General features: G+C 64.2%; 11 protein-coding genes. 5 read left to right on the forward strand and 6 right to left on the reverse strand.

Annotation, left to right across the window (positions count from 1 at the left end):
• Positions 1-53: 53 nt before the first annotated feature.
• The gene (locus VVT58_RS03405) at positions 54-2,243 is read right to left on the reverse strand and encodes a 3-hydroxyacyl-CoA dehydrogenase NAD-binding domain-containing protein (protein ID WP_327754189.1); all 2,190 of its coding nucleotides are present in this window, start codon (positions 2,241-2,243) and stop codon (positions 54-56) included.
• A gap of 118 nt (positions 2,244-2,361) precedes the next feature.
• The gene (locus VVT58_RS03410; protein WP_327754187.1) at positions 2,362-3,570 is read right to left on the reverse strand and encodes an acetyl-CoA C-acetyltransferase; all 1,209 of its coding nucleotides are present in this window, start codon (positions 3,568-3,570) and stop codon (positions 2,362-2,364) included.
• Positions 3,571-3,782: 212 nt separating this feature from the next.
• Here VVT58_RS03410 and VVT58_RS03415 point away from each other — a divergent pair, with 212 nt between their 5' ends.
• Complete coding sequence (locus VVT58_RS03415) at positions 3,783-5,444, forward strand: MFS transporter (protein WP_327754186.1); 1,662 nt, start codon at positions 3,783-3,785, stop codon at positions 5,442-5,444.
• Positions 5,445-5,448: 4 nt separating this feature from the next.
• Here VVT58_RS03415 and VVT58_RS03420 read toward each other — a convergent pair whose 3' ends face one another.
• Complete coding sequence (locus tag VVT58_RS03420; protein ID WP_087575808.1) at positions 5,449-6,039, reverse strand: nucleotidyltransferase family protein; 591 nt, start codon at positions 6,037-6,039, stop codon at positions 5,449-5,451.
• Positions 6,040-6,191: 152 nt separating this feature from the next.
• Between VVT58_RS03420 and folE the strand changes: the two genes are divergently transcribed.
• From folE to VVT58_RS03435, 3 genes are all read left to right on the forward strand, one after another.
• Positions 6,192-6,800 carry a GTP cyclohydrolase I FolE gene (gene folE, locus VVT58_RS03425; protein ID WP_327754185.1) on the forward strand — a complete coding sequence of 203 codons (609 nt, stop codon included), beginning with the start codon at positions 6,192-6,194 and terminating at the stop codon, positions 6,798-6,800.
• Positions 6,797-7,639, forward strand: coding sequence for an SDR family oxidoreductase (locus VVT58_RS03430; RefSeq protein WP_066558230.1), 843 nt, complete (start codon positions 6,797-6,799; stop codon positions 7,637-7,639). Before folE ends, VVT58_RS03430 begins: the two co-directional genes overlap by 4 nt.
• Before the next feature lie 90 nt (positions 7,640-7,729).
• Positions 7,730-8,506 (forward strand): enoyl-CoA hydratase-related protein, encoded by a 777-nt coding sequence (locus tag VVT58_RS03435; RefSeq protein WP_327754184.1) that lies wholly within the window; start codon positions 7,730-7,732, stop codon positions 8,504-8,506.
• A 56-nt stretch (positions 8,507-8,562) separates the two neighbouring features.
• On the opposite strand, the gene mmsB is transcribed toward VVT58_RS03435, so the two are convergent.
• From mmsB to VVT58_RS03450, 3 genes are all read right to left on the reverse strand, one after another.
• Positions 8,563-9,447 carry a 3-hydroxyisobutyrate dehydrogenase gene (gene mmsB / locus VVT58_RS03440; protein ID WP_327754183.1) on the reverse strand — a complete coding sequence of 295 codons (885 nt, stop codon included), beginning with the start codon at positions 9,445-9,447 and terminating at the stop codon, positions 8,563-8,565.
• 77 nt (positions 9,448-9,524) lie between these two features.
• Complete coding sequence (locus VVT58_RS03445) at positions 9,525-10,583, reverse strand: enoyl-CoA hydratase/isomerase family protein (protein WP_327754182.1); 1,059 nt, start codon at positions 10,581-10,583, stop codon at positions 9,525-9,527.
• A gap of 14 nt (positions 10,584-10,597) precedes the next feature.
• Positions 10,598-11,755 carry an acyl-CoA dehydrogenase family protein gene (locus VVT58_RS03450; RefSeq protein WP_327754181.1) on the reverse strand — a complete coding sequence of 386 codons (1,158 nt, stop codon included), beginning with the start codon at positions 11,753-11,755 and terminating at the stop codon, positions 10,598-10,600.
• Positions 11,756-11,851: 96 nt separating this feature from the next.
• Between VVT58_RS03450 and VVT58_RS03455 the strand changes: the two genes are divergently transcribed.
• Positions 11,852-12,754 carry a LysR family transcriptional regulator gene (locus VVT58_RS03455; RefSeq protein ID WP_327754180.1) on the forward strand — a complete coding sequence of 301 codons (903 nt, stop codon included), beginning with the start codon at positions 11,852-11,854 and terminating at the stop codon, positions 12,752-12,754.
• Positions 12,755-12,795: the final 41 nt, after the last annotated feature.

Genomic DNA, 12,795 nt, shown 5'->3' on the forward strand with positions numbered 1-12,795 from the left:
CCCGGAAATGTTCGGGAAGGCCTAAACCACTAATCCAACGATTTACACCCCATTCATGCCGCGGCGCGGGACGAAACGGGGCGATAGAAAGTCGCGCCGCTCGCCGCCATGTCCTGCAACTGCACGGTCGGCGCGAAACGGTCGCCATGCGTTGCCGCCAGCCGCTCCAGCACGGCCACCACATGACCGATGCCGACCGTGTCCATATGGCTGAACGGCCCGCCGGTATAGGGCGCGAAGCCCCAGCCGAAGATCGCGCCGATATCGCCATCCTCCGGCGTCTCCAGCACGCCTTCCTCGAAGCATCGGGCGCATTCGACGAGCTGGCGATAAAGCAGCCGCTCCTTCACCTCCTCGACATCGGGCTGCACGGCGGCGCGGGGGAACATCTCCTCCAGCCCCGGCCACAGATGCTTCTTTCCGCCTTCGGGATAGTCGTACCAGCCCTTGGCGCTCTTGCGGCCAAGGCGTCCCAGCTCGACCATCCGCGCCATCACCGCGTCGGACGGCTGCGCGACATAGGCGTCGCCCAGTTCCTTCTGCGCGGCGACAACGATCTTGTGGCCCAGTTCGATGGACACCTCATCGCCTACGGCCAGCGGCCCCACCGGCATCCCCAATTGCCGCCCGGCATTTTCGATAAGTGCGGGGTTGATCCCCTCCGCCACCATCTCCACGCCTTCCTGCACATAGGTGCCGAAGCAGCGCGAAGTATAGAAGCCACGCGAATCATTGACGACGATGGGCGTCTTCTTGATCTGGCTCACGAAATCCAGCGCCTTGGCGATCGCCGCAGGCCCGGTTTGCTTGCCGAGGATGATCTCGACCAGCGGCATTTTCTCGACCGGCGAGAAGAAGTGGATGCCGATGAAATTCTCCGGCTTGCTCCACGCCTTGGCGAGTTTGGTGATCGGCAAGGTGGAGGTGTTGGACCCGAAGATCGTGTCCGCGCCCAGCACTTCCTCGACTTTCTTGGTCACCTCGGCCTTGATGGCGACATCCTCGAACACCGCCTCGATCACGAAGTCCGCTCCAGCCAGCGCGGCATAGTCGGTCGTCGGCGTCACGCGGGCCAGCGTCTCCGCCATCTTCTCCGGCGTCATGCCCTTGCCCAGCCGCTTCTTCAGCACGTCCTCGACATGCGCCTTGCCCTTTTCGGCATAGGCCTGATCGCGGTCGAACAGAACGACCTCGATGCCCGCTTGCGCCGCCACGGTGGCGATGCCCGCGCCCATCATGCCCGCGCCCAGCATGGCGAGCTTCTTGGTCGGTGCCTTGGCCTCACCCTTGGGCCGCCGCGCACCGCGTTCCGCCGCCTGCTTGTTGACGAACAGGCTGCGGATCATGTTCGCCGCCTGTGGATCGGCGGCGACCTTGGCGAAATATTTGCTCTCGACCCGGATCGCCCGGTCGATGGGCAGGAAAGCGCCCTCATAGACCGCCGAGAGCAGCGCGATCGGCGCGTTCATGTTCCGCTGCGTCTGCTTGAGCGTCATCGGTAGCGCGCCCGCCATGGTCTGCACGAAGGCCGGATTGAACCCGCCCGCGCCACCGGGGAATTTGAAGCCCTTCTGGTCCCATGGTTGCACGGAGGCAGACGGATTGGCCTTCACCCACTCCCTAGCCTTCGCCACGGCGGTTCCCTGCGGCACCACCTCGTCCACGACCTTCATCATCGCGGCTTCGGCCGGGCGGAACAGCTTGCCCTGCAACATGTACATGAGCGACGCCTGCACGCCCATGATGCGCGGCAGACGCTGCGAACCGCCGCCGCCGGGGAACAGGCCGATCAGGATTTCGGGCAGGCCAAGCTGGGTCTTGGGGCTGTCGCCCACGATCCGCCTATGACAGGCCAGCGCCAGTTCGAACCCGCCGCCGACACAGGTGCCCTCAATGGCGCAGGCGACCGGCTTGCCGCAGGTTTCGAGCCTGCGGAACAACTGGTTCAGCACGAAAACCTTGTCGAATATTTCGGCGGGGGAGGGGTGCGCATTGTCCTTTTGGCCATTTTCGCTCACCAGCATGGAGCCGAAATATTTAAGGTCCATGCCCGCCATGAAGCCGCTGTCCTTGCCCGATGCAATGACCGCGCCCTTGATGGCGTCCTCGGAAGAAATGCGCGTGATCGCCGCATCCAGATCGGCCAGGAAATCCGGGCCGATGACGTTCATCGACTGATCGGGCACGTCGATGATCAGCGTGGCGACGCCGTCGGCGTCGATGTCGAAGCGGATCGTGTTCATGATAATCTCTCCTGGAGCGATTTCCAAGCGATCGGAACCGATCGCTGGTTAAGAAATCGCGGAAAACAAAAGACCTGGAGCGGCGATCTGATTCAATCAGATCGCCGCTCCAGCCCGCTCAAACGCGCTCGATGATGATGCCGGTGCCCATGCCGGCGCCGACGCACAGGTTGATGAGCGCCGTGCCCTTGCCGGTGCGTTCCAGCTCATCCAGCGCCGTGCCGAGCACCATCGCGCCGGTCGCGCCCAGCGGATGGCCCATGGCGATCGCGCCGCCATTGACGTTGATCTTGCCATGGTCGAGGTCCATCGCCTGCATGTAACGCAGCACGACGCTGGCGAAGGCTTCGTTCAGTTCCCACAGGTCGATGTCGGATTTGCTCATGCCCGCCCGGTTCAGCAGCTTGCCCGCGACGAATTCCGGCCCGGTCAGCATGATCAGCGGCTCCGACCCGATGGAGGCCATGGCCTTGATCCGGGCGCGGGGTTTCAGCCCATATTTCTCGCCCATCTCCCGATTGCCGACCAGCACCGCCGCGGCGCCGTCGACAATGCCGCTGCTGTTGCCGGCATGGTGGACATGATTGACCTTTTCCAGTTCGGGATAGCGGAGGAGGGCGATGGTGTCGAAGCCCGGCATGTCCTCACCCAGCGCCGTGAAGCTCGGCTTGAGCGCGGCCAGGGACTGCATCGTCGCATCCGGCCGCATATGCTCGTCATGGTCGAGGACGACCTGCCCGATGATATCCTTCACCGGCACGATCGATCTGGCGAAGCGCTTCTCGTCCCAGGCGGCCTTGGCGCGCTTCTGGCTTTCCACGGCATAGGCGTCGACATCGTCGCGGCTGATGCCGAACTTGGTGGCGATCACGTCGGCGCCGATGCCCTGCGGCGCGAAATAGGTCTTGTAGGCGACCGCCGGATCCATCGCCCAGGCGCCGCCGTCCGAGGCCATGGGCACCCGGCTCATCGACTCGACGCCGCCGCCGATGGCGAGACCGGCCTCACCCGAATAGACCTTCGCGGCGGCCATGTTCACGGCCTCCAGCCCCGAAGCGCAGAAACGGTTGACCTGCACGCCCGGCACGGTCTGCGCATAATCGGCGTTCAGCACCGCGACGCGCGCAATGTCGGCACCCTGTTCGCCCACCGGGCTGACGCAGCCCAGAATGACGTCATCGACGTCTGCGGTGTCGATCTCCGTCCGGTCGCGCACCGCTTCCAGCATCTGCGTCGCCAGTTGGATGGGGGTGATCTCGTGCAGCGACCCGTCGGCCTTGCCCCGGCCCCGGGGCGTCCTGACGGCATCATAGATAAAGGCTTCCATGGCTTTTCCTCTCTGGCCCGCCGCGTGCGAGCGCCGGATACGCCCGCAAATGTATTTACGTTTACGTAAAGTGCAAGTCTCAATCGACAGTCCCGCCCGACCGTAACGTCAACTTCCAGAATATGGGCAACTCACTACTTCATTCATGGATTCGCGCCATTTTCCGATTCGCTGATTTGACCCTCGGCCCCAATTGGGCTTCATGGCATTTCGTGTCTGAATCAGATTCTCCTCCGCCGCCATCGCCCCTGTCGATCCCGATCTTCCGGGCGATCTGGTGGGCCAGCCTTGCGTCCAACTTCGGCGGGCTGATCCAGTCGGTCGGCGCGCAGTGGATGATGACCTCGCTCTCTGCCTCGCCCCAGATGATCGCGCTGGTTCCCGCGGCGACGACCTTGCCGATCATGCTGCTGTCGCTGTGGGCCGGGGCGGTCGCGGACAATAGCGACCGGCGGGTGGTGATGCTGCTCTGTCAATTGTCCATGCTCACCGTCTCCGCCCTGCTGGCATTGTTCGCCTGGATGGGATGGGTGACGCCCTGGGCGTTGCTGGGCTTCACCTTCCTGATCGGCTGCGCCACGGCCATCAACGGACCAGCCTGGCAGGCTTCTGTCGGTGAAATGGTCCCGCGAGCGGCCTTGCCCCATGCTGTTTCGCTCAATTCCATGGGCTTCAACATGGCCCGCAGCATCGGCCCGGCGCTGGGCGGCGTCATCGTGGCTGCCGCCGGCGCAGCGACCGCCTTTCTGGTCAATGCAGTCAGTTATATCGGCCTGGTTGCGGTGCTGGCCCGATGGCGGCCCGAAAGCGTTCCCCAGCTTCTGCCGCGCGAACGCATGGGCGTCGCGATGCGGGCCGGGGTCCGCTATGTCACCATGTCCCCGAATATCCAGCTCGTTCTGCTGCGAAGCGCGGCCTTCGGCATCGGCGCAAGCGCTGTTTCAGCGATGATGCCGCTGGTGGCGCGCGATATATTGGGCGGCGGAGCGCTGACTTTCGGGGCGCTGAGCGGCGCCTTCGGCATCGGCGCGGTGACGGGGGCGCTGTTGACGGGGCAATTGCGCCGCCGCTTTTCCGTCGAGACGATGGTGCGCTGCGCCGCTATGGCGCTCGCGGTCGGCACGGCGCTGATGGCGGTCAGCGACTGGCTGGTCGTTGCGTTGGCGGGGCTCCTGCTGGCCGGTGCGGGCTGGGTGATCGCGCTTTCGACCTTCAACGTTTCCGTTCAGATGTCGGCGCCGCGCTGGGTCGTGGCGCGCGCCGTCGCGATGTATCAGATGATCGCCTTCGGAGGCATGGCGGGCGGCGCCTGGCTGTTCGGCACATTGGCGGAGGACCATGGCGTCGCCGCCGCCCTCTATATTGCCGCCGCCGTCCAGTTCGTCTCCGCGCTCATCGGCTATGTGCGTCCGCTGTCGCAAGCGGGCGAGGAAAATCTCGACCTTCAGAATTTGTGGCGAGAGCCCGAGACGGCGGTTCCGATCGAACCCCGCAGCGGGCCTGTGGTCGTCACCATAGAATATCGCATAGCCGCCGGATCGGTCGTTCCCTTCCTGACGGCGATGAGCGAGCGCCGCCGCATCCGCCGTCGCGACGGCGCCCATGGCTGGTCGCTGCTGCGCGACCTGGGCGATCCGGAATTATGGGTGGAGCGCTATCATGTGTCGACCTGGCTGGACTATGTCCGCCACAACAGCCGCCGGACCGTGGCCGACCGGGCGAACAGCGAAGCCATAAACGCGCTGCACCGCGGCCCCCATCCGCCGGTCGTCCATCGCATGGTGGAACGGCAAACCGGTTCGCTGCCTTTGGGACGCTCTGCCGACCCGCGCGAGATGGGCGATCCCATGACCGATCCGACCCGTTCCAGCTAATTTGCTATTCGGGCCGCCGCTCGGCCAGATCCTCCGGCGTGTCGATGTCCCGCAGGCAGGCGCCCATGGTTTCTATCTGCACGCCATGGCTGAGCAGCGCGCGGGCGCCCTGGTCCCCGCGCAGCGCCAACAGTTCGGGGAAATGCTTCCGCCCGATAAAGGCCGGTGGCGAAGAGGAAAAACCGTCCGTGCTGGCGACGACGGACCGGATGTCTTCGGCCGCCAGGCAGATGCGGTTGTAATGCGTCTGCGGCACATCGGGCATGTCGGCCAGGCAGATCAATATGCCCCGGCATTTCCGGATCGGCATGACATGTTCGACCGCCCGGATGATGCTGCCCGATATACCGTCCTCCGGCCGGTCGTTGACCAGGATCGTGTAGCCGCGCCGCTCCAGCCTGCGATGCAGGACCGGCGCCTGGCCGATGGGCCGTACGACCGCCACCAGTTCGGCAAATATCATGGAGGCGATGGTTTCCAGCGCGTGGACGGCGACCGGCTTGCCCCGCCAGTCGGCCATCAGCTTGTCCTCCTCCCCGAAACGTGAGGAAGTGCCCGCTGCAAGGAGGACGGCGGCGATATGTTCGGTCCGCATGCTTCCCCTGTGGATGATGATAGCGACCCGGTTCATCCGGTTTGATATCCATGTGCCACCGCTATGTTGTCGTGTCCAGCAGGGCGAAGGGGCTGGCGTTCCTGCGAATCAGTCGCCATATGCCGCCAAGCAACTAAGGAGTGGTGCCGTCCATGGAATATGATCCCGATGCCGAAGCTGCGGGCGAGTCGGTCAAGATCCCGGTTCCGAAAGACGTTGCCGATGCGATCCGCACGCTAATCCGCTGGTCGGGCGACGATCCGGAACGGGAAGGCTTGCTGGAAACGCCCGAACGCGTGGCGCGCGCGTGGAAGGAATATTGCCGCGGTTACGACGATGATCCGGCCTATCATCTCTCGCGTATCTTCCATGAGGTCGGCGGCTATGACGACGTCGTGCTGTTGAAGGACATCCCGTTCCAGTCGCATTGCGAACATCATATGGCGCCCATCGTCGGCGTCGCGCACATCGCCTATCTGCCCGGCCAATATGTCGTGGGCATATCGAAGCTGGCGCGCGTGCTGCATGCCTTCGCCCACCGCCTTCAGGTGCAGGAGCGGCTGACTTCGGAAGTCGCCAATTGCATCTGGGAACATCTGAAGCCCGAAGGCGTGGCCGTGGTGATCGAAGCGACCCATGGCTGCATGACCGGACGGGGCGTGCGGACCCCCAATGTCGTCATGAAGACCAGCCGCATGCTCGGCGTCTTCCGCGAGGATGTGAAGAGCCGCGAAGAAGTGTTGAAGCTGATCGGCGCGTGAGCGAAGAGGAAGTCCCCGCCTATCGGCCCCTGGGGGGCACGAGGAAGCGTCCGGAACAGGCCGGTGCGCGGCCTCTGGCGCAAAAGCGGCTTGCGCTGGTGACTGGTGGTCATCGGCGGCTGGGCGGCATCATCGCAGCCGCCTTTGCCCGGGCGGGCTATTCGCTGGCGATCCATGGCAGTCACGATACCCGGCTCGATTCCCACCTGGCGCTGACGCTGGAGGAGAATGCGACCGAATGGGACGGCTTCACCGTCGATTTCACCGATCCGGAGAGCGCGGAGGAACTGGTGGCCCTGGTGGCCGAGCGTTTCGGCCGTCCGCCCGATGTCCTTGTCAACAGCGCCGCGATCTTTGGGCAGGACCGACTCGACAGCGTCAGCGCCGATGAATTGATGCGTCACTATGCCGTCAATTGCGCTGCCCCAACCTTGCTCACCAAGGCCTTCGCCACCATCCCGGCGGGTACGGGGGATCGGTGCATCATCAATATTCTCGACCAGCGGATCGACCATCCGCATGGCGACCAACTGGCCTATACGCTGTCGAAAATGGCGCTGGCGGGGCTGACGCGGCTGTCCGCCTCGACATTGGCGCCGCAGGTTCGCGTGAATGCCATCGCGCCTGGCCTCACCATCGCGACGCCCGATTATGATGATGGCCAGATGGAGCGGCTGGCCGAGATGATGCCGCTGGAGCGTCTGCCGCAAGCGGAGCAGATTGCCGAAGCCGTCCTCTATCTGGCCGGCGCCGACGCCGTGACCGGGCAGACGCTCTATATCGACGGCGGCGCGCATCTGCGCAGCTATGACCGCGACTTCATGCATCTGTGCCGATAGCGGCTGCGAAGATGCGGCTTGCCGGGGCTGGTCAAGGTCCGTCGCTCTGCATAGAGCGGATCGCAAATGGTCGAATGAATGGAGACGGCAATGGCTTATGAAACGATCCTGGTGGAACAGCGCGACGCGGTGACGCTGGTCACGCTCAATCGTCCGCAGGCGTTGAACGCCCTGAACGGCCAGGTGCTCAAGGATCTGAGCGTGGCCTTCGCCGCCTATGACGCCGATCCGTCGCAGCGCTGCCTTGTCCTCACCGGCAGCGAAAAGGCCTTTGCCGCCGGCGCCGACATCAAGGAAATGGTGGAAAAGGACGCGGCGGACTTCTTTCTGGAGGATTTCTTTTCCGGCTGGCAGAGCAACGTCGTCGCCACCCGCAAGCCGTGGATCGCCGCTGTCGCGGGCTTTGCGCTGGGCGGCGGGTGCGAACTGGCGATGATGGCGGACTTCATTCTGGCCGCCGACACCGCGAAATTCGGCCAGCCCGAAATCAAGCTGGGCGTGGCGCCGGGCATGGGCGGCTCGCAGCGGCTGACCCGCGCCGTCGGCAAGGCGAAGGCGATGGAAATGTGCCTGACCGGCCGCATGATGGGCGCGGAGGAAGCGGAAAGCGCCGGTCTGGTCGCGCGCATCGTTCCGGCGGCCGAGCTGCTGGAGGATGCGCTCAAGACCGCTGCCGCCATTGCCGGCATGCCGCCCATGGCCGCGATGGTGAACAAGGAAATGGTCAATCTGGCGTTCGAAACCGGGCTGGCTCAGGGCATATTGACCGAACGCCGCCTGTTCCAGATCCTGAGCGCGACCGAGGACAAGAAGGAAGGCATGGAAGCCTTCGTCGCCAAGCGTCCGGGCGTCTGGAAGGGGCGCTGATCTCTTGAGCGAGGGGGCGGGGATTTCCCGCCTCTTCATTTGAAAGGCAGGAGGGGTTACTTCCCCTCCAGCATCTCGATCATCAGCGAAAAGTCGCGTGCCGCTTCGCCTTGATTGGCGAGCAGTTGATAAAGCGACTCCGCCGCATTCCCCATCGGCACGCTCGCGCCGACCGAAGCGGCGGCTTCGCTCGCCAGTTTCAGATCCTTGAGCATCAGGCCGACCGCAAAACCGCCCTGATAGCCATTGTCCGAAGGGCTTTGCGGCCCGACGCCCGGCACCGGGCAATAGCTGGTCATCGACCAGCTCTGCCCTGACGATACGCTGGAAATATCGTAGAAGGTCTGCGGATCGAGGCCGAGCTTCTTCGCCATGGCGAAGGTCTCGCAGGTCGCTACCATGGTCGCGCCCAGCAGCATGTTGTTGCAGATCTTGGCCGCCTGCCCATTGCCCGCTCCACCGGCATGGATCACGGCCTTGCCCATGGCGGACAGGATCGGCTTGGCGCGGCCGAAAGCCTGGTCGGAGCCGCCGACCATGAAGGTCAGCGTCCCGCCATTGGCCGCCGCGATGCCCCCCGAAACCGGCGCATCGACCATCTCGAAGCCCTTGGCGGCGGCAGCCTCCTCAACCCGGCGCGCCGTCGCGACATCGATGGTCGAGCAATCGAGGAACAGCGCATCCGCCTTGGCCGCAGCGAAGACCTCGCCCGAATAGACGCCCTCCACATGCTTGCCCGCAGGCAGCATGGTGACGACGGCATCGGCGCCCGCCACCGCTTCGGCCACACTTGCGCAGCGCACGGCGCCTGCCTCGACGGCCTTGGCCAGCGCCTCTTCCGACAGGTCGAACGCCCGTACGGCAAAGCCGTTCTTCAGCAGGTTGGCGGCCATGCCACCGCCCATATTGCCCAGGCCGATAAAGGCGATGGTCTGGCTCATTTCAGGCACTCCTCTAGAGCGATTTCAAGTCAGATGGACCATCTGACGGCTCGGAAATCGCGGAAAATAAGGCATCTTCAGCCGCGCAATTCAGGCAGCGGCGTCCATTCCTTTTCCGGGGGCAGGGGCGCGAACAGGCTGTCCACCAGTTCGTCCGTCACATCCTCCGGCCGCGCCGGGTTCCATCGCGGCGCATTGTCCTTGTCGAAGATCACCGCGCGCACGCCCTCGACGAAATCGGGGCGGCGGATGACGTGATGGCCGATGCGATATTCGTTGCGCATATTATCGGCAAAGTCGGTGAATGCCGCGCCCTCCACCATCTGGCGCAGCGCCACCTTGATGGTCTGCGGCGATTTGGTGGCGAGGGTGGCGCGCTGCTCCCGCGCCCAGTCCGATCCGTCCGCCTCCAGCGCCGCCAATATCTCCTCGAAACGATCCGAGGCGAACAGCCGGTCGATCTGGTCCCGATGCGCGGCCACGGTCGAGGGCGGCGGCGCGTCGGCCATCTCGTCCAATATCTCGGCCAAACCGTCCGGATCGGCAATGATCCGCGCCTTCACCGCCTCCAGCTTGTCAGAGGCCATATAATGGGTGGCGATGCCGATGGCGGCGCAATCCGCACCCTTGATCCGCGCGCCGGTCGTCGCCAGCCATGGCCCGGTCCGTCCCGGCATGCGCGGCAAGAACCAGCCGCCGCCGACATCGGGAAACAGGCCGATGCCGGTTTCCGGCATGGCATAGGTGGTCCGCTCGGTCGCCACGCGATAGCGCGCGGGGTCAGAAATGCCGACGCCCCCGCCCATGACGATGCCGTCGATGAAAGCGACGATCGGCTTTTCATAGACGAACAGCAGATGGTTCATCCGATATTCGGTGAAGAAGAACTGCTCCGCCTCGGAACAGTCGCCCTTGGCGCTGTTGGCGATCATGGCAATGTCGCCGCCCGCGCAAAATCCACGCCCCTCTGAATGATCCAGCATGACCGCAACGACGCTCTCATCCGCCCGCCAGGCCAGCAGCGCGTCGATGATGGCGCTGCACATTTCGGTGGTCAGCGCATGGATCGCCTTGGGCCGGTTCAGCCTTATGCGCCCCACGCCATTGTCGATGGAAATCAGAACCTGATCAGTCATATTATCTCCCGCGCTCATTGCCGCAGCATGTCGCGGGCGATGATCATGCGCATCACCTGATTGGTGCCTTCCAGGATCGAATGCACGCGCAAATCGCGCCAGAAGCGCTCGATCGGATAATCCATCAGATAACCATAGCCGCCATGCAGTTGCAGCGCCCGGTCGACCACGGAGGAGCCTGTGTCGGTAGCCAGCCGCTTTGCCATGGCGGCAAAACGCGTCTTGTCGGGCGCATTCTCCGTCACCTTGACCGCTGCGGCATAGAGCAGGGTGCGCGCCGCCTGCAATTCCGTCTCCATGTCCGCCAGCATGAACTGCGTGTTCTGGAAATCAGCGATGCTCTGGTCGAACTGCTTGCGATCCTTGGTGTAGGTCAGCGCTTCATCGATGCAGCGCTGCGCCCCGCCCAGCGAACAGGCGCCGATATTGAGCCGCCCGCCATCCAGCCCCATCATCGCGATGCGAAAGCCTTCGCCCTCGCCACCGACCAGATTTTCGACCGGCACCCGCACCCCGTCGAAATTGACCTGCGCCGTCGGCTGCGAATGCCAGCCCAGCTTGCGTTCCTGCGCGCCGAAGCTGACGCCCGGCATGTCCTTCTCGATGACAAGGCAGCTTATGCCCTTTGGCCCTTCATCGCCGGTGCGGACCATGACGACGTAGATTTCATTCTCGCCGCCGCCGGAGATGAACTGCTTGGAGCCGGTGACGACATAATGGTCGCCGTCCCGGACAGCCCGCGTCTTGAGCGCAGCCGCATCCGATCCCGATCCCGCTTCGGTCAGGCAATAGCTGCCGATCCGCTCCATCGGCACCATGGAAGGGAGATATTTGCCCTTCACCGCCTGACTGCCGAAGCGGTCGATCATCCAGGCGGTCATGTTATGGATGGAGATGAAGGCGCTGGTCGATGGACAGCCATAGGCCATCGCCTCCATGATCAGCGCCGCCTCCAGCCGCCCAAGGCCGATGCCGCCCGCTTCCTCCGACACATAGATGCCGCCGAAGCCCAGATCGGCGGCGGCGCGGATGGTGTCGCGGGGGAAGATATGCTTTTCGTCCCATTCCGCCGCAAAAGGCGTGATCGCATCGGCGGTGAACCGGCGCGCCATCTCCTGAATGGCCAACTGGTCCTCGGTGAGATCGAACTGGCTCACAAGCTCTCCTGACATGCGCTTTAAACTCCCCTCTAGATATAATGCGGAATTGCATGCAACAACGCAGTTCTGCATAGCGTCGCAGCGATTTTGCAGTTTGGCGGGCGGCGAATGTTCGATTGGGACGATCTCAGGGTCTTTCTGGCGGTGGCGCGCACGCGCAAGATCGCCCCGGCGGCACGGGCGCTGGGCATCGATGCGACGACCATCGCCCGGCGGCTCGCCCGGCTGGAACGGACGCTGGGTCCTGAACTGTTCGAGGTGGGGACAGGGGAACGGACGCTGACCGCCCATGGTCAGGCGCTCCTCAGCCATGCCGAAAGCATCGAGAGTGCGGCTCTCGCGGCGATGGAGGAGGCGACTGGCCGGGAGCATCATCTGAGCGGCCAGGTGCGGTTGTCGGTGGCCGAGGGCTTCGGAACCTGGGTGTTGGCGCCGGGCCTCTCCGATTTCAGCCGCCGCCATCCCGGCATCCGGCTCGACCTCATCACCGCCTCGGGCTTTCTCAACCCATCGAAGCGGGAAGCGGACATGGCGGTCATGCTGGCGCGGCCGCAGCGGGGGCGGCTGTCGGTCCGGCGCATGGGCGATTATCGGCTGCACCTTTATGCGGCCCCTGCTTATCTGGCTGAGGCGGGCACCCCCCGCAGCACCGCCGACCTGCGGGGGCATGTGCTGGTGGGCTATGTGCCCGAATTCATCTTCTCGCCCGAACTCGACTATCTGGACGAGGTGGAGGCGGGGTTGGAGGCCAGCCTGCGCGCCACCAGCATCAATATGCAGCATCGCATGATCGCAGAAGGGGCAGGGATCGGCGTGCTGCCGGATTTCATCGCGGCAAGCGATTCCGGGCTGGTGCCGGTCATGGCCGATAGAGTGGAGATTATGCGCAGCTTCTGGCTGGTGACGCATGGCGACCTCAAGAAGCTGCCCCGCATCGCTGCCGTGGCGTTATGGTTGCAGGAACGTATCGAAACCTTGAAAAGCGGGGTATCTGTCGGTCAAGCGAACTGAAAACACTCCTAAAGCCAATCGACGGCGCCCGTCCGGCCCGC

Origin of the sequence: Sphingobium sp. SJ10-10, assembly GCF_036038995.2 — a bacterium.
Taxonomy (GTDB): Bacteria; Pseudomonadota; Alphaproteobacteria; order Sphingomonadales; family Sphingomonadaceae; genus Sphingobium.

What these genes read in the sequence shown, in the direction of transcription:
- VVT58_RS03405 (WP_327754189.1), bottom strand. Translation starts at nt 2,243, where the DNA reads ATGAACACGATCCGCTTCGACATCGACGCCGACGGCGTCGCCACGCTG.
- VVT58_RS03410 (WP_327754187.1), bottom strand. Translation starts at nt 3,570, where the DNA reads ATGGAAGCCTTTATCTATGATGCCGTCAGGACGCCCCGGGGCCGGGGC.
- VVT58_RS03420 (WP_087575808.1), bottom strand. Translation starts at nt 6,039, where the DNA reads ATGCGGACCGAACATATCGCCGCCGTCCTCCTTGCAGCGGGCACTTCC.
- folE (WP_327754185.1), top strand. Translation starts at nt 6,192, where the DNA reads ATGGAATATGATCCCGATGCCGAAGCTGCGGGCGAGTCGGTCAAGATC.
- VVT58_RS03435 (WP_327754184.1), top strand. Translation starts at nt 7,730, where the DNA reads ATGGCTTATGAAACGATCCTGGTGGAACAGCGCGACGCGGTGACGCTG.
- mmsB (WP_327754183.1), bottom strand. Translation starts at nt 9,447, where the DNA reads ATGAGCCAGACCATCGCCTTTATCGGCCTGGGCAATATGGGCGGTGGC.
- VVT58_RS03445 (WP_327754182.1), bottom strand. Translation starts at nt 10,583, where the DNA reads ATGACTGATCAGGTTCTGATTTCCATCGACAATGGCGTGGGGCGCATA.
- VVT58_RS03450 (WP_327754181.1), bottom strand. Translation starts at nt 11,755, where the DNA reads ATGTCAGGAGAGCTTGTGAGCCAGTTCGATCTCACCGAGGACCAGTTG.
- VVT58_RS03455 (WP_327754180.1), top strand. Translation starts at nt 11,852, where the DNA reads ATGTTCGATTGGGACGATCTCAGGGTCTTTCTGGCGGTGGCGCGCACG.